Origin of the sequence: Streptomyces mirabilis (assembly GCF_018310535.1) — a bacterium.
GTDB lineage: Bacteria > Actinomycetota > Actinomycetes > Streptomycetales > Streptomycetaceae > Streptomyces.
In genome coordinates this window covers 2,361,915-2,378,242 of the sequence record NZ_CP074102.1, presented here as the reverse complement: position 1 = coordinate 2,378,242, position 16,328 = coordinate 2,361,915, and the positions used below count along the sequence as shown (strand labels likewise).

The following is a 16,328-nucleotide window of genomic DNA, read 5'->3' as shown; positions in this document are numbered from 1 at the left end:
CGATGCCGTTGGTTCACGGAAGAGTTCGGACACTTACCAAGAAATTGCCGAAACCTCACTCCCGAGTGACGGGGTTCACATGCCCGAAACAGGAAAAGCTACCGCTTAGTAATTACCTGTTGTACCGTTCAGGCATGTCAGAAGCAGCTACCGCACAGGCCGCGCGCGCCGCGATCGGTGACAGCGAGTTCGACCGCGACACCGCGGTCACCCTGCGCGAACCCGGCGTCTACGACATCGACCTGTCCGCCGGATGGACCATCATCAGCGCCGTCAACGGCGGCTATCTGCTCGCCGTCCTGGGCCGCGCCCTCGCCGACGCCCTGCCGCACAGCGACCCGTTCACCGTCTCCGCGCACTATCTGACCGCGTCGCAACCCGGCCCGGCAGTGGTCCGAACGGACGTCGTCCGGACCGGGCGGACCCTGTCGACCGGCCAGGCCTCGCTCTTCCAGTTCGACGACGAGGGCCGCGAGGTCGAACGGATCCGCGTGCTCGCCTCGTACGGCGATCTCGACGCCCTGCCCGACGACGTCCGCACCACGGCGACACCGCCCGTGATCCCGCCCATGGAGCACTGCTTCGGGCCGGAGGACGGACCGGCGCCCGTCGACGGCAGCTCCGCCATCACCGAGCGGCTGATGCTCAAGCTCGACCCCGCGACCCTCGGCTGGGCCCTGGGGGCGCCGTCCGGGAAGGGCGAGATGCGCTCCTGGTTCGGGCTCGCCGACGGCCGTGACCCCGACCCCCTCTCGCTGCTCCTCGCGGTGGACGCGCTGCCGCCCACCGCCTTCGAGCTCGGCATCTCCGGCTGGGTGCCGACGGTCGAACTGACGGTCCATGTGCGCTGCCGTCCGGCGCCGGGCCCGCTGCGGGTGTCGATCACCACCCGCAACCTCGCCGGTGGCTTCCTGGAGGAGGACGCCGAGGTGTGGGACAGCGCGGACCGGCTGGTCGCGCAGTCCCGGCAGCTCGCCCGGGTCCGGCTCAGCTGAGCGGTCGCCGGCCCAGGTAGGCCGCGAGCAGTCCGTAGGCGTCGGCCCCTTCGGGGGCCGGCACCGCCGAGTCGAACGGCAGCTCCTCGTCGTCGCGCCGCTCGTCCGGCAGCACACGCCGGGCGATCCCGAGCGCGAACTCGGCCAGCTCCGGATCGAGTGCGAGCGGCCGTCCGAGGGACTCGGAGAGGTCCCACGTGTGGGTGACGGCCTCCATCACATAGCCCGACAGGGCGATACGTCCGGGGGCCTCGCCCCACGGCACGGTGACGAGGGCGTCCAGGCGCGCGTCGTCCGCCCAGGACTTCTGGACCTCCGTCCTGACCTCGTCGTACGCCGCGCTCCAGCGGTCGTCCTCGACGCCGTCGAGGAACGGTCGAACGGCCATTCCGTCACCGCCCGCGCCGACCACCGCGATCCGGCGGGTACCGCCCGCGATGTGCGACAGCAGGGTCCGTACGTCGAACTCGGCGCACGGGGTGGGACCGGCGAGCTGCTCCGGGCGAACCGTCTTGACCAGAGCGGCGATCTGGTCGGTGGCGCGGGAGTAGAGGGGGCGGGGGTCGATGTTCATGGCGGACCTCAATCGGCGTAGGTGTGTCGGGTGTCGGGTGTCGGCGTCGCGCTGTCTTGCCGTTGTGCCTCAGGTTCGCTGGATAACCTGACAGTTTCCGTCAGCATTTACCGCGGGCTTCGGACGAGCGTCGGCGGGCATCGGCGGCCGTGATCCGCGGTGCGCGATCCTGGTGCGCGTGAAGTCCGACCGCCTGCTCTCGATCCTTCTGCTGCTGCAGACCCGCGGCCGCGTCCCCGCACGCGAACTCGCCGACCGGCTCGAGGTGTCGGTGCGCACCATCTACCGCGACATCGAGGCCCTTTCGGCCTCCGGCGTCCCGGTGTACGCCGAGCGCGGGCGGCACGGCGGGATCGAACTGCTCGCCGGATTCCGTACGGACGTCACGGGACTGACCGCCGACGAATCCCGTGCGCTGTTCATCCTGGCCGCGCAGGGCGCGCACGCCGCGCTCGGCCTGGACGCGGCACTCGGGTCCGCGCTGCGCAAGGTGATGGCCGCACTGCCGGCGCCGCACCGCCCGGCCGCCGAGGTGACCAGCCGCCGGATCCTCGTCGACGCGACGCGCTGGAAGGGCGGCCCCCAGCGTGCCGTGGACCTGGAGGTGCTCCAGGACGCGGTCTTCGCCGACCGCAGGCTGCGGCTCAGCTACCGGCACGGCGGGCACACCGAGCCCAGCACCTACACCGTCGACCCGTACGGGCTCGTGTCCAAGGCGGGCGTCTGGTACCTCGTGGCCGACCGGCGCGGGCAGCCGCGGCTGTTCCGGGCCGACCGGGTGCGCTCGGCGACGCTCCTGGGCGATCCCGTGAAGCGGCGCCCGGGCGTCGAACTGGGAGACGTCTGGGAGGTGTTGCGGCGCCAGGTCGAGGAGCGGCCGGGCGGTCTCGATGTCACAGTTCGGGTACGGCGTGCCCGCCTCGACATGTTCCTCAGGCTCAACGCGGCCTCCCTCACGGCGCTCCCGGAGGACGACGGCGAGAGCGAGTGGGTCCTCGCGCAGCTGTCGTACGGCGTCGTCCGCGAGGCCCGCACGCTGCTGGCCTTCGTGGATGCGGTGGAGGTGCTCTCGCCGCCGGAGGCGCGGGCGGAACTGGCCGGGGCGGCGGCCGCGATCGGTGCGGTGTACGGCGGGGATCGGGCCCCGCACGAGGGAAGTTGACCCACAGGTAACCACAGGTTCGGCACAGCGCGGCCCTACGTGGATCTGGTCCTCTGTCCACCGCTCATCCCGCACTCATCCGGCCTTCATAAACCGGTCCACGTGATTTGACTGGGAGTTACCTCATGAACCGTCGTGCCCGACTCGTCCCCGCCGTCGCCCTGCTGGCGCTCTCGCCGTTGCTGGCGGCCTGCGGCTCGGGCGACTCGTCGTCCTCGAACAGCGGCAACTCGAGCCAGAACTGTCAGCGGCCCTCCGGCATGCCGAGCGGAGGCCCGTCGGGCATGCCGAGCGGCGGGCGCTCCGGGATGCCCACGGGCTCGCCCTCCGGGACGCCGTCGAACATGCCCACCGGCAAGATGCCCTCCGGCGGTCCCTCGGGCATGCCGTCCGGCGGTCCGGGCGGTGGCCAGGGCGGCGGTCAGGGTGGCGGTCAGGGCGGCTGCGGCGGCGGCCCGGGCGGTGGCGGGCAGCCGAGCGGGCAGGCGGCACAGGGCTGAGCCCGTCCCGGTTCTCTCAGGGGTGACGTACTCGATACTCGGGTGCGTCACCTCGCCCTTCGGTGAACGGGTGTCGTCACCCCGCCCTTCGGGGACGGGTGCGTCACCCCAGCCAGTTGCGGCGGCCGATGGCGATCAGCCGCATCTGGCGGGTCGCGACACGGGCCACCCGCTCCCGCTCCTCCTCGGACGCCTCCAGCGCCTCCAGATAGAGCGAGGCCGTCATCAGCATCTGGTCGACGTACAGTCCCGCGAGCATCAGCAGATCGTCGTCGCTCCACCCCTCCGACTCGGGGTGCTTGGCCAGTTCGACCTTCACCTCCTCGGCGAACCGCTCCAGTTGCTCCCTGATCGCCCGCCGCACCCGCTGGACGCCGCCGTGCCGCTCGCGCGCGATGAAACGGACGTGCGCGGGATGGGATTCGACATGGTGGGCGATCAGGTCGACCGCGCGCTCGATGCGTCCGGCGCTGTCGCCGGCCGCGGAGACCGTGTCCCCGATCATCGGGTGCAGACTGCCGAGCGCCTCCTCGACCAGCGCCACGCCGAGGTCCTCCGTCGAGCGGAAGTGCCGGTAGAAGGCGGTCGGCGCGACTCCGACGGCGCGTGTGACCTCGCGCAGACCCAGGCTGCTCAGGCTCTGCTCCTCCAGCAGTTCCAACGCCGCGTCCAGGAGCGCCTGACGGGTCTTCTGCTTCTGGGCCTGCCGGATGCCGAGAGTGTGACTCATACCATGCAGTTAACAACTGTTCTCTGTAATTGAAAAGCCGGGCGACACGCTAGACTCTAGAGTCAGTGAACAAGTGTTACTACAACCGTTCACTGAGTCGTCAAGTCCCCGAAACAATCGGGGTTCACTGTCGAGAGGCACCTCATGCTGTTCCTCGTTGCCGTCCTGCTGCTGCTGGGTGTCGTGATGGGCTCCGTAGCCCACGCCCCGCTGCCCGTCACCCTCGTCGCCGCGGCCGTCATCGGCGTCTGGCTGGCCGTCTTCGCGGTCCGCGAGCGCAACGCCCGCCGGCGCCACACCTCCACCAACTGATTGTCGGGAGCTGACTCACGTCATGGAACTCACCGAGCGAACCGACCTCACCACCGCGCCCGCGCCCACCGCGTCTGCGGCCAACGCGCCCACCCGCGGGACCGGCACCAAGGACGCCGACGGCATGGCCGTCGCCTCCTTCATCCTCGGCCTCCTCGGCCTGCTGGTCCTGAACGTCTTCCTGGGCCCGATCGCCATCGCCCTGGCCTCCGTCGCCCTCTGGCGCGGCACCGCCCGCCGCGGCCGGGCCATCCTCGGCCTGGGCCTCGGCATCGCCGATCTGCTGGTGCTGGTGGCGTTCATGCAGTTCGACAGCACGGTGTCCTGGAACTTCTGAGCCGCCGCCGAACGAGGCGTTCGATCCAGCGCGGAACGAGGGGCGGACGGGCGGCTACCCCGACGGGGGCCGAGGCCGTGGACGGACGGCCCGTAGAATCGGGCCCATCATGGCTTACCTCGACCACGCCGCGACCACACCGATGCTCCCCGAGGCGGTAGAGGCGCTGACCGCCCAGCTGAGCGTCACGGGCAACGCCTCCTCCCTGCACGCCGCCGGCCGCCGCGCCCGGCGGACGGTCGAGGAAGCCCGGGAAACCCTGGCGGAGGCCCTCGGCGCCCGCCCCAGCGAGGTCGTCTTCACCTCCGGAGGGACCGAGGCCGACAACCTCGCCGTGAAGGGCCTGTACTGGGCCCGCCGTGACGCCGACCCGGCCCGCACCCGGGTCCTCGCGAGCCCGGTCGAACACCACGCCGTCCTCGACGCCGTCCACTGGCTCGGCGAACACGAGGGCGCCACGGTCGAGTACCTGCCCGTCGACTCCTACGGCCGCGTCCACCCGGGCGCCCTGCGCGAGGCCATCGTCCGAAACCCCGACGATGTCGCCCTCGTCACCGTCATGTGGGCCAACAACGAGATCGGCACGGTGATGGCGGTCCGCGAACTGGCCGACGTCACGGCCGAGTTCGGGATCCCGCTGCACGCCGACGCGGTCCAGGCCTTCGGCCAGGTGCCCGTCGACTTCACGGCGTCCGGTCTCGCCGCGATGACCGTCTCCGGCCACAAGATCGGCGGTCCGTACGGCATCGGCGCCCTGCTGCTGGGCCGCGAGTACACCCCCGTACCCGTGCTGCACGGCGGTGGCCAGGAGCGGCATGTGCGCTCCGGCACCCTCGACGTACCCGCCATCGCCTCGTTCGCGGTCGCCGGGCGGCTCGCCGCCGAGCAGCGCGAGTGGTTCGCCCGCGAGATCGGCGCTCTGCGCGACGACCTGGTCGACGTGGTGCGGGCTGCCGTGCCCGACGCGATCCTCGGCGGCGACCCTGCGGCCGGGGGCCGCCTGCCCGCCAACGCGCACTTCACGTTCCCGGGCTGCGAGGGCGACTCCCTGCTGCTTCTGCTGGACGCCCAGGGCATCGAGTGCTCCACGGGCTCCGCGTGCACGGCGGGGGTCGCCCAGCCCAGCCATGTCCTGCTGGCCACCGGCACCGACCCCGACCTGGCCCGCGGCACCCTGCGCTTCTCCCTCGGCCACACCTCCACGGAGGCGGACGTCGAGGCGGTGGCCAAGGCGATCGGCCCGGCGGTGGAGCGGGCACGGACGGCAGGTCTGACCTGACACGCCGGCGCCCGCCCGCAGGGCCGGACAGGCGCTAGCTGTCCGTCACCATGAGGGAGGCCATCATGCCCTCGTCCTCGTGCTGCAGCAGATGGCAGTGGAGCATGTACATATAGGTGTCGTCCGAGAAGTCGGTGAACTTCATCGCGATCTCGATGGAGCCGCCGCCGACCACCTCGAACGTGTCGTACCAGCCCAGTTGGACGCCTGTCGGATCCTCCCCGTTGATGGAGATCAGCTGGAACGGCACATCATGCAGATGGAACGAGTGTTCAAGCTGCGTGCTGTTCTTGACCGTCCACACCTCCTCGGCGCCCAGGGTGGTGCTGATCATCGCCATCGAGGACATGCTCGTCCCGGCGGAGCCGTTGATCGTCATCGTTGTGCCGCTCTGGCCGAGCGTGATCGTCCGGGCGGTGAAGTCGCTGGTGTCGTAACGGGTGATGGTGTTGAGGGTCGGCAGGGTCTCGGGGGTGTCCGAGGTGTCCGGGGTGACGGTCAGGAACTCGTACGTCCCACTGCCGCCGCGCACCCAGCCCGTCGTCACCACGGCTTCCAGGGTCACCGCGTCGCTGAGCTCCATGACGAACTCGGCCCGCGCGCCCGCCACCAGCCGGATGGACGCCACCTCGGTGGCCTCGGTCAGATAGCCCTGATCGGTGGCGATCTGGGTGAGCGTCGCACCGTCGCTGCGCTGGACGGTGATGATGTCGGACGGTGAGGCGTTGAGCAGCCGAAAGCGGGTGCGCTTCTTGGTCGCGGTGAAGGAGAGCGTGGTGTCGTCGACGTTCGTGCCGTTGCACAGCAGCGGGAAGCTGAGACCGTTGCTGAGGTAGCCGCTCAGGTTGTACTTGATGTCTCCCGCGCTGTCCGTGGCCAGACACTGCAGGATGATCGGGATGTCGTCGGTGCCGTAGGTGCTCGGCAGGGCCGCGGACGCGTCCGAGTCGTCCTCGACGATGATCATTCCCGCGAGGCCGTGGGTGGCCTGCTCCGCCGTGGTGCCCAGGGCGTGCGGGTGGTACCAGAGCGTCTTCGCCTCGTCCTTGACCGTGAAGGTGGGCGACCAGGTCTTCCCCGCGGCGAAGGCGTTCTGCGGGCCGCCGTCCATGCTGGGCGGGACGTGTGCGCCGTGGAAGTGGACGGTGGTGTCCTCGGTGAGGCTGTTGGTGATGTTCAGCAGGACGGTGTCGCCGGAGGTCCACTTCATGGTGGGGCCGAGGAACGACTGGTTGTAGCCCGCGGTCGTGCTGGTCACTCCGCTGAGCACCTCGCTGGTGCCGGTCTTCGCCTCCAGAGTGAACGTCGTGGTGCCGTCCGTGGTGGTCCCCTCCAGGAGATCGGGGATGGTCAGCGTGGTGCCCGCGGCGTGCGCCTTGTTCTGTGTCGCGTTCGTCAGCAAGGCGATGGCCGTGCCGCCGGCGGTCACCGCCGCGATGCCCGCCCCGGCCATCCCGCCGAGGAACTTGCGGCGGTGCATGCCCTTGCCCTTGGTCTTGGACCGGCCCTTGTCCTTGCCCGCGCCGGAGGCGGGCTGTGTGGTGTGCGTCATGGCGGTGGACTCTCGACCTAAGGGCTGTGTAAAGACTTGGGTCGACTTAGGAGAACGCCGTCTTCGCTGTGAAATCCGATGACTAAAAGTCAGGATCAACTCCCTTCGGAAGAAGGAGAGTTGACGTGCCGCTGGTCACATCGGCAGCACGGGACGCAATGGACAGGCGCGTCCCGCGAGTGCCTCACAGCATCACGATTAGGTGACTCGAACCCTGCGTACCGCAGTCTGTGAGCGCGCGTCGAAAGCGCTCTCTGGCAGCTACGCCCCGGCTGTGCGCGTCGGCTCCGCCGCGGTGCGGGCCTGTCGTACGAGGCGTATGTACCGGTCCCAGTCCCAGTACCGCCCGGGGTCGGTGTGGTCCGTGCCCGGCACCTCGACGTGTCCGATGATGTGCGTACGGTCGACGGGAATGCCGTACCGCCCGCAGACCGCGGCCGTCAGCCGAGCCGAGGCCGCGTACATGGCGTCCGTGAACGACGAGGCGCGCTCGACGAAGCCCTCGTGCTCTATGCCGACGCTCCGCTCGTTGTACCCCCGGTTGCCCGCGTGGAACGCCACGTCCAGCTCGCGGATCATCTGGGTGATGTGGCCGTCCTTGCGCACGATGTAGTGCGCCGCCGCGCCGTGTGCCGGGTCCTGGAAGACCTTCACGGCGCTTCGGTAACTGCCCTGGGTGACGTGGATGACGACCCGGTCTATCCCGTAGTCGTCGGGCCGGTCCGCCCGCCGCCAGTTCGCCGACGAGGCGGCCACCCACTGCGCACCCCGGAAGTCGACGGCACCCGCCACCCGGGGCTTCTCGACGCCGGGCAGCCGCCACCACAGGTGGCCGAGCTCGCCGCGTGCGAGCACCGCCGTGCCCACGGCGGCCGCGGCGCCACCGATCAGCAGCGTCCGGCGCCCGATCCGCCGGTCGCGGTCCCGGCCGGCACGCCCCTTGGTCTTGTTCGCGCCCACGCCGCCCCCGCTGCTCCCGGTGCTCCCGGTGGATTCTCCGGCTCCGGCGATCCCCGTGGTGCCCACAGCCCTCGTGGATTTCGTGGTCCCTGTGCCGACCGCGGCCCCACTGCTTCCCACGGTCCCTGTGGCCTCGGTGGTCCCTGTGTTGCCTGTGTTCTCCGTGTTCTCCGCGGCCTCACTCATCGCGTCCGCCCCGTCCTTCGTGCCCGCCCGTCCTCCGGCGGTCCCCGTTGCGATCATCAACGGATACCCGCGGGCTTCGGTTCCCGCGGCCCCGTACTCTGGAGGGGCTATGACTGAGACCTCGCAGCGCCCCCGCCCCCTCCGCGTCCTCGCCGCCATGTCCGGCGGCGTGGACTCCGCCGTCGCCGCCGCCCGCGCGGCGGAAGCCGGCCACGACGTGACGGGCGTGCACCTCGCGCTCTCCGCCAACCCGCAATCGTTCCGCACGGGCGCGCGAGGCTGTTGCACCATCGAGGACTCGCGCGACGCCCGCCGCGCCGCGGACGTCATCGGCATCCCGTTCTACGTGTGGGACCTCGCCGAGCGCTTCCGGGAGGACGTGGTCGAGGACTTCATCGCCGAGTACGAGGCCGGGCGCACCCCCAACCCGTGTCTGCGCTGCAACGAGAAGATCAAGTTCGCCGCCCTGCTCGACAAGGCGCTCGCGCTCGGCTTCGACGCGGTCTGCACGGGCCACTACGCCAAGGTGATCGTGAACGAGGACGGCACGCGCGAGCTGCACCGCGCCTCGGACATGGCCAAGGACCAGTCGTACGTCCTCGGTGTCCTCGACGACAGCCAGCTCGCCCACGCGCTGTTCCCGCTGGGTGACACGGTGACGACGAAGGACGAGATCCGCGCGGAGGCGGAGCTCCGGGGCCTGGCCGTCGCCAAGAAGCCCGACTCGCACGACATCTGCTTCATCGCCGACGGCGACACCCAGGGCTTTCTGGCGAACCGCCTGGGCAAGGCGGAGGGCGACATCGTCGACGAGTCGGGGTCGGTCATCGGCTCCCACGAGGGCGCGTTCGGCTTCACGATCGGGCAGCGCAAGGGGCTGCGCATCGGCACGCCGGCCGCGGACGGCAAGCCGCGCTACGTCCTGGACATCTCGCCGGTGAACAACACGGTGACGGTGGGTCCGGCGGCATCCCTCGATGTCAGTGGGCTGACCGCCATCAAGCCCCGCTGGTGCGGCGCCGCCCCCACCGGCCCGGGCACCTACACCGCCCAGCTCCGCGCCCACGGAGGCGAGACGGAGGTCGCTGCCGAGCTGGTCGACGGCGAACTCGAGGTCACGTTCACCGAGCCGGTCCGCGGCGTCGCCCCCGGCCAGGCGATCGTCCTGTACGACGGCACGCGCGTGGTCGGCTCGGCGACGATCGCTTCTACGGTGCGTGCGGCGGTCGTCGTTTGATCGTTCGGGGGTGGCTCCGGGGCCACAGCCGTCATAGGCTGCTGCCGCGGAGTGTCCGCACGGTCATGTCCCTATGACCACTGACGAGCACGTGAACGACGGGCACCCGCCCGTCCTCCTGGAGGTCGACGGTGCTGCTGCGCTTCAGGGTGGCCAACCACCGGTCGATCCGTGACGAGTGCGAGCTGTCGCTGGTCGGCACGAAGGACTACGACGACGGCGGTGCGAGGGCGATCGGCCTGCGTCAAGGCGACGACGAGGTGTCGGTCGAGCCCGTGGTGGGCGTCTTCGGCGCCAACGCCTCGGGGAAGTCCAACCTCCTGAGCTCGATGTACTTCATGCGCAGAGCGGTACGCGAGTCGTTCGCGGAGTGGACGAAACTCACGGGGGTGCCGCGTGAGCCGTTCAAGCTGGACCCCGATGCACGCGAGGAGACCTCGGTCTTCGAAGTCGATCTGGCACTGGGACGGCGCAAGAGCCGCTACACCTACGGTTTCGAACTCTCGGACGACCGGGTCGAGGCCGAGTGGCTGTACGCCTACCCGGAGGGGGAGCGCGTTGTCTGGTTGGACCGTGAAGCGGACCGGTCGCCAGAGCAGGGCGGCGAGTACGTCTTCGACCCCGGGGGATTCCGAGGCCGGCGCGACGACCTGGTCGGTTTCACCCGTCCGAACGCCCTGTTCCTGTCCACCGCCGCCGCCCTGAACGACCCGCAACTGTCGGCTATCCACCGGTGGTTCCTGGACAACATGTGGCTGGTCACACCGGGCAAGGATGTCGCGGCCCGCACGGACTGGACGCGACGCCTTCTCGCCGAATCCACGGCCGGGGCGAAGAAGCGGACGCACGCCGAGCCGCGAGACTACCCCGAGCGCCTGACGCGGCTGCTGGCCATGGCAGACCTCGGACTGACCGGAGTGGACATCGACCGCGAGACAGGCGAGGTGACCCTGCGGCACCGCACCCCGGATGGTGACGAGGCGCTGCTGGACTTCCGCAGCGAGGAGTCGCTCGGCACGCATACCTGGTTCGCGTTCCTCGGCCCCATGTTGCACGTCCTGGACCACGGCTCGGCCCTGCTGGTGGACGAACTCGACTCCAGCCTCCACCCGACGCTCGCGGCCGAGGTCGTACGCCTCTTCCAGGACCCGGAGGCCAACCCTCGGGACGCCCAACTGGTCTTCACCACGCACGACGCGACCCTCCTCGGCAGCGAGGTTCTGGACCGTCCGCTCGGCCGCGACCAGGTGTGGATCACGGTGAAGCGCAAGTCCGGCGAGACAGAGCTCTACCGCTTGACAGAGGCTGACCCGGGCCCCGGCGAGAACCTGGAGCGCGGCTATCTGAGGGGCCGCTACGGCGGCGTCCCGCGGCTCGGCGCGGGGGACATCGCCCGCGAGCTGGCCTGGCGGGAGCAGGAGAAGGTACGCGAGCGGGAGGCGAAGGCGTCAGCGTGACCAGGCGGGGCGGAGGACACCAGGGGCACGACGCAGGCACCGGGGCTCGGCAGGACGGGCGGGAGCAGACCGATGGCACCGGCACGGGCAAGCGCAAGAAGGGACGGCGCGACCGGCGCGCGGAGCACCCGCTGGTGCCGACGGCTCCCCCTGCCATCACCCGTCGTCGGCGTGTCCTGTACGTCGGCTGCGAGGGCGAGTCGACGGAGCCGGACTACCTGAGATATCTCCAGGACCGGTTCGGGTCCGGTGAGCTGACCGGACAGCCGTTCGTGATCCACACGGTCAGCAAGAAGAACGGGCTCAAGCCGGAAGAGGTCGTCGAAGAGGTGAAGGCCCAGGCTGCCGAGGACGAGGCGTGGGCGCTCTTCGACCGCGACCAGCACACCAAGATCCCGCAGGCGGTGGCGGACGCCGCTGCGTTCGGTGTCGAGATGTGCTTCTCTCATCCCTCCTTCGACCTGTGGCTGCTTCTGCACTTCCAGGCGTTCGGCGGTGCGCAGAGCGGCAGCAGCGAGGTCGTGCATGACAAGCTGCGCAAGGCCCACCCCGCGTTCAAGAACTTTGACAAGCGCAACGACAAGAGTGTCAAGGGCGCGCGGGCCGAAGCCCTGGAGGACAAGGCGGACAAGGCGATCGCGAACGCCAAGAGCCTGCTCGCCCAGTGCGAGTACGGGGCGTGCAAAGCCATCCAGGCCAAGATCGTCGAGCCTCAGCGCCAGTACGGGGACGGGGCGGTTGCGCTGCCGAGCCCCAAACCGCCTGAGCGCTGGGCGGCCCGGTCCGGGCACGCGCCGGGCTGCCAGGTCCTGGACCGGGACCCGTCCACCGACGTCTGGCGGCTCCTGGTCAGCCTGGGGATCACCGAGGGCTGACCAGCGGCGAAGCCGCGGGCGGCCGAGACCTGAGTGGCGCCCTCGGTTCCGTTTTCCACCTGACCCGCCGGGCGTCTAGGCTTCCAGGGCACTCCGGCCGACACGGTGTGCCCCTGGATCCCCGTCACACAAAGGACCGGCGCGTGGCCCGACTCACCCTGCCCGAACTGGAGCGGCACCTGTTCGCCGCCGCCGACATCCTGCGCGGACGAATGGAGCCCTCCGACTACCGGGACTACATCTTCGGGATGCTGTTCCTCAAGCGCTGCTCGGACGAGTTCCAGCCCGAGTGGGAGCGCGTGCACGCGGAGGCACTGAAGACCACAGGCGGTGACGAGGAGCGTGCCCGGAAGCGGGCGGACGACCCGGAATCCTACGATCGCGTCTACTACGTCCCACCGCGCGCCCGCTGGTGGGCGGGACCGCACCGTGACCCGGAGCTCTCCGACGGCTTCGCCCCAGGAATCTCCGAACTCACCGAGCGCGTGGGGGAGCGGCTCGACGAGGCGCTGGCCGCCCTGGAGGCCGGCAACGACCTGCTCGCCGGAGTCACCTCCCACATCACCTTCAACGCCCAGATCGGCAACCGTTCCCGCTTCACCACCACCGAACTGCGCTCCCTGATCCGCCACTTCAGCGTGTACCGGCTGCGCAACGAGGACTTCGAGTTCCCCGACATGCTGGGCGCCGCGTACGAGTACCTGCTCGCGCGCTTCGCCGACAGCGCGGGTCAGAGCGGCGGCGAGTTCTACACCCCGCGTTCCGTGGTGCGCATGATGGTGCGCCTGGTCGACCCGCAGCCCACCGAGACCGTGTACGACCCGTGCATGGGCTCGGGCGGCATGCTCATCGCCGCCAGGGAGTACGTCGAGGAGCACGGCGGCAGACCGGAGGAACTGGGCGTCAACGGCCAGGACCTCCGCCCCGAGTCGTGGTCGATGGCCAGCATGAACATGGTGCTGCACGGCATCCGCGACTTCGACCTCCGGCACGGCGACACCCTCACCGAGCCGCTGCACATCGACCCTGCCACGGGCCGGCTCCGCACCTTTAAGAAGGTCCTCTCCAACCCGCCCTTCTCCCAGCTCTACGACCGCCCGTCGGTCGAGGCGGCCGAGGCGCGGCACGGCACCCGTATGAGGTGGGGATGGGCTCCGGAGAAGGGCAAGAAGGCAGACCTGATGTTCGCCCAGCACATGCTCGGTGTGCTGGAGGAAGAGGGCATGGTCGCGGTCGTCATGCCGCACGGCGTGCTCTTCCGGGGCGGCAGGGAACGCGACATCCGGATGGAGCTGCTGCGCGACGACTGCGTGGAGGCGGTCATCGGCATCGGCCCCAACCTCTTCTACGGTGTCGGCGTTCCGGCGTGCATCCTGATCCTGCGGCGTCCCCACCGCAAGCGCCCGGCCCGCGTGAAGAAGGTCCTCTTCGTCAACGCGGACCGCGACTTCACGCCGGGCCGCAATCAGAACGAACTTGGCCCGGAACACGTCGAGAAGATCGTCACGGTCTTCCAGGAGGGCCGCGAGGTCCCCGGCTACTCGGCGTTCGTGGACCGCGACACGCTCCTCGCCGCCGACGCCAACCTCAACATCCGCCGCTGGGTGGACAACTCCCCGCCCGCCGAGCCGCACGACGTGCGCGCGCACCTGTACGGGGGCGTCCCGGTCACCGAGGTCGCCGCGAAGAAGGACCTGTTCGACGCGTACGGCGTCGACGCGACCTCCCTCTTCGCGGTGCGCGAGGACGACCCGGCCTACTACGACTTCCTGCCGGAAGGGCCGGAGGCAAGCGCGGCCCGCATCCCCGAGCTGGCGGCTTCGCGCGAGGCGGCGCTGCGGGAGGCGTACGAGACCTGGTGGGCCGAGGGCCAGGAGCTGTTCGTGCAACTGGCGAAGGACGGTCCGCGCAGGCTGATGCAGCTGCGCACCGGCCTGCTGGACGGCTTCGCCGAGGCGATCGGGGGTGTGGGCGTCCTCGACCGCTACCGCACGGCGGGCACCGTCGCCGATTGGTGGACGGAGTCCCGCTACGACATGAAGGCGCTGGCCGCCGGCGGCTTCAAGCGGGTCCTGGAAGGCTGGGTCGACTCGACAGAGGCGATCCTGACCCCGGCCGCCGGTTCCACCGGCACGACCCGCCGCGCGACCGTCGCGGCGGCGGACCGTCGGACGGCCATGGACCGGCCGGTCGTACGGCTGCTGATCCCGGACTTCCTAACGGCGTACACGGCGGCCGAGGCGGACTCGGCGGCGGCCGACGCGGCCTTCAAGGAGGCGACGGAGGCACTGGTGGCGGCGAAGCCGGAGGATGCCGAGGAATCCGAGGACGCGGACGGTTCGGAGGAGGCCGAGGAGGCCACGGACGTCGACGGTGACGAGTCGGCCGCCGAGCCGGTGTCTCCGGAGGAACTGGCCCGCCTGGAGAAGGAGTTGGCGGCCCGGAAGAGGGAACGCGCCGCCGCGACGAAGAAACGCAAGGCGTTGGAGGACCAGTTCCTGACGCAGCTTCTGGCGGCTGCGGAACTGGCGCTGGTGGATGAGGTGCGTACGCGCGAGGTCGTTCTGTCGATCCTGAACGAGAGCCTGTCGGCGCGGCTTGAGACTGCGGTCGCCGTCGGGCGGCGGGAGCTGGTGGCGGCGTTCCGCCGGTGGGCCGAGAAGTATGCGGTGTCGCTGGCGGAACTTGAGGGGGAGAGCGCGGGGGCTCAGGGGGAGTTGGCTCGGTGGCTGGAGGAGTTGGGTTATGGGCGGTGAGGGTCGGGTGGTTCCATTGGTGCGGCTGGGAGACGTGCTGCTCGGGAATCCGAGGAACGGTTACTCACCAAAGGCTGTGGCTGGTTGGACTGGGGTTCAGGCGCTGGGCCTTGGCTGTCTGACTGCGAACGGCTTCTCTCCGATCCAGCTGAAGAACGTTCCGAACACGCCGTTGGCACGTGCGGCGCTTCTGGCAGACGGTGATCTGCTGATGAGCCGGGCCAACACGCGTGAGTTGGTGGGACTCGTCGGTCGTTACCGATCCACGGGACGACCCTGCATCTATCCGGATCTGATGATGCGCCTGCGCACGGATGAGGACCGGTGCTTGTCTGAGTACCTGGAGATCGTCCTGCGCTCCACTCGCACTCGCCGAGAAGTGACTGCTGGAGCCCGAGGAACCAGCGAAAGCATGGTCAAGATCAGTGCGGAGCTGGTCAAGTTCCTGGAGATCCCGCTACCTTCGGTGGACGAACAGCGCCGCATTGTCGCCGCGCATGCCGCGTTCGAGCGGCGGATCTCGGGATTGGAACGGGTCCGGGAGAAGCTGCGTGAGGCCGAACGGGCCACGTCGGAAGCGTTGCTGGCTCGCAGTGTTGGCCGAGAGAGCGTGTGGCTGGGTGAGCTGCTCGCAGACATTGAGACGGGCTGGAGCCCGGCGTGCGACAGCATTCAGCCTGCCTCAGATGAGTGGGGCGTCATCAAAGTCAGTGCGGTCACTTCAGGACAGTTCGAAGCAGATGAGTCCAAGAGGCTCCCCGCCGGGCTGGTGCCACGGCCTCGGATCGAAGTACGGGAAGGTGACATCCTGGTCGCCCGCGCCAACGGAGCACGTTCACTGGTCGGCGCTGTATGCCAGGTGGGACCAACGCGGCGACGGCTGATGCTCTCGGACAAGATTCTGCGCCTTGTCCCTGATACGGACCAGGCTGAAGGCGCGTTCCTGCCCGTCCTGCTTCGCTCGGTCGGCGTGCGACAACAGATCGGCAACTTGTTGAATGGCGGTACTGGGCAGAACAACATCTCGCAGGGAGACGTGAGAGGCCTGAAAGTGCCCCACGTCACTCTTGGGGAGCAGCGGCAGATCATCGCCACGCAGGCAGGCTGGCAGCGGCGTTTCGACGCTGTCGGGAAGCAGGTCGAGAAGCTTCGGACGGTTCAGCAAGCCGTAGCGGAGGACCTTCTCGGCGGTCGAGAGGCCGACTCAGTGACCTGACCCGCCCGATGCCCTGGCTCCGGTCTTCACCCCACGTATGAGCGACAGCAGCGCATCCCGGCCCGTCACCAGGACCTCGGCCGGGCTGTCGCTCTCGCGGAGAGCAACGCCGTCGCCGGTGGCGGCCAGCTCGACGCAGTTGTTGCCTCCGCCCCCGCAGAACGACGAACGCTGCCACCCGTTCTCGATCATGTCTCTGC

Annotated in this window: 16 protein-coding genes; 11 read left to right on the top strand and 5 right to left on the bottom strand. The window is 69.7% G+C overall.

Annotated elements, in window-relative coordinates:
• Nucleotides 1-134 precede the first annotated feature (134 nt).
• Complete coding sequence (locus SMIR_RS10250; RefSeq protein WP_168495764.1) at nt 135-995, top strand: thioesterase family protein; 861 nt, start codon at nt 135-137, stop codon at nt 993-995.
• On the opposite strand, the gene SMIR_RS10245 is transcribed toward SMIR_RS10250, so the two are convergent.
• The gene (locus tag SMIR_RS10245; RefSeq protein WP_168495766.1) at nt 988-1,569 is read right to left on the bottom strand and encodes a TIGR03086 family metal-binding protein; all 582 of its coding nucleotides are present in this window, start codon (nt 1,567-1,569) and stop codon (nt 988-990) included. The genes SMIR_RS10250 and SMIR_RS10245 overlap by 8 nt on opposite strands.
• A gap of 178 nt (nt 1,570-1,747) precedes the next feature.
• Here SMIR_RS10245 and SMIR_RS10240 point away from each other — a divergent pair, with 178 nt between their 5' ends.
• On the top strand, nt 1,748-2,731 hold the full coding sequence (locus tag SMIR_RS10240; RefSeq protein WP_168495768.1) for a helix-turn-helix transcriptional regulator: 984 nt from the start codon (nt 1,748-1,750) through the stop codon (nt 2,729-2,731).
• A 125-nt stretch (nt 2,732-2,856) separates the two neighbouring features.
• Complete coding sequence (locus SMIR_RS10235; RefSeq protein ID WP_168495770.1) at nt 2,857-3,231, top strand: hypothetical protein; 375 nt, start codon at nt 2,857-2,859, stop codon at nt 3,229-3,231.
• Between the two features lie 103 nt (nt 3,232-3,334).
• On the opposite strand, the gene SMIR_RS10230 is transcribed toward SMIR_RS10235, so the two are convergent.
• The gene (locus tag SMIR_RS10230) at nt 3,335-3,961 is read right to left on the bottom strand and encodes a TetR family transcriptional regulator (RefSeq protein ID WP_054234597.1); all 627 of its coding nucleotides are present in this window, start codon (nt 3,959-3,961) and stop codon (nt 3,335-3,337) included.
• A gap of 144 nt (nt 3,962-4,105) precedes the next feature.
• Here SMIR_RS10230 and SMIR_RS10225 point away from each other — a divergent pair, with 144 nt between their 5' ends.
• The 3 genes from SMIR_RS10225 to SMIR_RS10215 all read left to right on the top strand — a co-directional run bounded on the left by SMIR_RS10225 (nt 4,106) and on the right by SMIR_RS10215 (nt 5,889).
• On the top strand, nt 4,106-4,273 hold the full coding sequence (locus tag SMIR_RS10225) for a hypothetical protein (RefSeq protein ID WP_168495772.1): 168 nt from the start codon (nt 4,106-4,108) through the stop codon (nt 4,271-4,273).
• Nucleotides 4,274-4,397: 124 nt separating this feature from the next.
• Nucleotides 4,398-4,610: a DUF4190 domain-containing protein gene (locus tag SMIR_RS10220; RefSeq protein ID WP_168501311.1), complete on the top strand. Its 213-nt coding sequence runs from the start codon at nt 4,398-4,400 to the stop codon at nt 4,608-4,610.
• A gap of 109 nt (nt 4,611-4,719) precedes the next feature.
• Entirely contained in the window at nt 4,720-5,889 is a 1,170-nt protein-coding gene (locus tag SMIR_RS10215; RefSeq protein WP_168495774.1) for a cysteine desulfurase family protein, read from the top strand.
• Between the two features lie 34 nt (nt 5,890-5,923).
• Here the strand turns inward: SMIR_RS10215 and SMIR_RS10210 are convergent, their stop codons facing one another.
• Nucleotides 5,924-7,441 carry a multicopper oxidase family protein gene (locus tag SMIR_RS10210; protein WP_168495776.1) on the bottom strand — a complete coding sequence of 506 codons (1,518 nt, stop codon included), beginning with the start codon at nt 7,439-7,441 and terminating at the stop codon, nt 5,924-5,926.
• 261 nt (nt 7,442-7,702) lie between these two features.
• Nucleotides 7,703-8,401: an N-acetylmuramoyl-L-alanine amidase gene (locus tag SMIR_RS10205; protein WP_168501312.1), complete on the bottom strand. Its 699-nt coding sequence runs from the start codon at nt 8,399-8,401 to the stop codon at nt 7,703-7,705.
• A 295-nt stretch (nt 8,402-8,696) separates the two neighbouring features.
• On the opposite strand from SMIR_RS10205, the gene mnmA reads away from it, so the two are divergent.
• The 5 genes from mnmA to SMIR_RS10180 all read left to right on the top strand — a co-directional run bounded on the left by mnmA (nt 8,697) and on the right by SMIR_RS10180 (nt 16,128).
• Nucleotides 8,697-9,824 carry a tRNA 2-thiouridine(34) synthase MnmA gene (mnmA, locus tag SMIR_RS10200; RefSeq protein ID WP_212726907.1) on the top strand — a complete coding sequence of 376 codons (1,128 nt, stop codon included), beginning with the start codon at nt 8,697-8,699 and terminating at the stop codon, nt 9,822-9,824.
• 131 nt (nt 9,825-9,955) lie between these two features.
• Nucleotides 9,956-11,281, top strand: coding sequence for an AAA family ATPase (locus SMIR_RS10195; RefSeq protein WP_212726906.1), 1,326 nt, complete (start codon nt 9,956-9,958; stop codon nt 11,279-11,281).
• A complete protein-coding gene (locus SMIR_RS10190; protein WP_212726905.1) occupies nt 11,278-12,156 on the top strand; it encodes an RloB family protein in 879 nt (292 codons plus the stop codon). Before SMIR_RS10195 ends, SMIR_RS10190 begins: the two co-directional genes overlap by 4 nt.
• A 143-nt stretch (nt 12,157-12,299) precedes the next feature.
• On the top strand, nt 12,300-14,912 hold the full coding sequence (locus SMIR_RS44290) for a type I restriction-modification system subunit M (protein ID WP_212726904.1): 2,613 nt from the start codon (nt 12,300-12,302) through the stop codon (nt 14,910-14,912).
• Nucleotides 14,902-16,128 carry a restriction endonuclease subunit S gene (locus tag SMIR_RS10180; protein ID WP_212726903.1) on the top strand — a complete coding sequence of 409 codons (1,227 nt, stop codon included), beginning with the start codon at nt 14,902-14,904 and terminating at the stop codon, nt 16,126-16,128. Before SMIR_RS44290 ends, SMIR_RS10180 begins: the two co-directional genes overlap by 11 nt.
• Here SMIR_RS10180 and SMIR_RS10175 read toward each other — a convergent pair.
• Entirely contained in the window at nt 16,117-16,320 is a 204-nt protein-coding gene (locus tag SMIR_RS10175; protein WP_212726902.1) for a DUF397 domain-containing protein, read from the bottom strand. The two genes, SMIR_RS10180 and SMIR_RS10175, sit on opposite strands and share 12 nt — an antisense overlap.
• Nucleotides 16,321-16,328 lie beyond the last annotated feature (8 nt).

Coding starts and splice junctions, on each gene's coding strand:
- SMIR_RS10245 (WP_168495766.1), bottom strand. CDS start 1,569: ATGAACATCGACCCCCGCCCCCTCTACTCCCGCGCCACCGACCAGATC.
- SMIR_RS10220 (WP_168501311.1), top strand. CDS start 4,398: ATGGCCGTCGCCTCCTTCATCCTCGGCCTCCTCGGCCTGCTGGTCCTG.
- SMIR_RS10210 (WP_168495776.1), bottom strand. CDS start 7,441: ATGACGCACACCACACAGCCCGCCTCCGGCGCGGGCAAGGACAAGGGC.
- SMIR_RS10215 (WP_168495774.1), top strand. CDS start 4,720: ATGGCTTACCTCGACCACGCCGCGACCACACCGATGCTCCCCGAGGCG.
- SMIR_RS10235 (WP_168495770.1), top strand. CDS start 2,857: ATGAACCGTCGTGCCCGACTCGTCCCCGCCGTCGCCCTGCTGGCGCTC.
- SMIR_RS10225 (WP_168495772.1), top strand. CDS start 4,106: ATGCTGTTCCTCGTTGCCGTCCTGCTGCTGCTGGGTGTCGTGATGGGC.
- SMIR_RS10230 (WP_054234597.1), bottom strand. CDS start 3,961: ATGAGTCACACTCTCGGCATCCGGCAGGCCCAGAAGCAGAAGACCCGT.
- SMIR_RS10180 (WP_212726903.1), top strand. CDS start 14,902: ATGGGCGGTGAGGGTCGGGTGGTTCCATTGGTGCGGCTGGGAGACGTG.
- SMIR_RS10175 (WP_212726902.1), bottom strand. CDS start 16,320: ATGATCGAGAACGGGTGGCAGCGTTCGTCGTTCTGCGGGGGCGGAGGC.
- mnmA (WP_212726907.1), top strand. CDS start 8,697: ATGACTGAGACCTCGCAGCGCCCCCGCCCCCTCCGCGTCCTCGCCGCC.
- SMIR_RS10250 (WP_168495764.1), top strand. CDS start 135: ATGTCAGAAGCAGCTACCGCACAGGCCGCGCGCGCCGCGATCGGTGAC.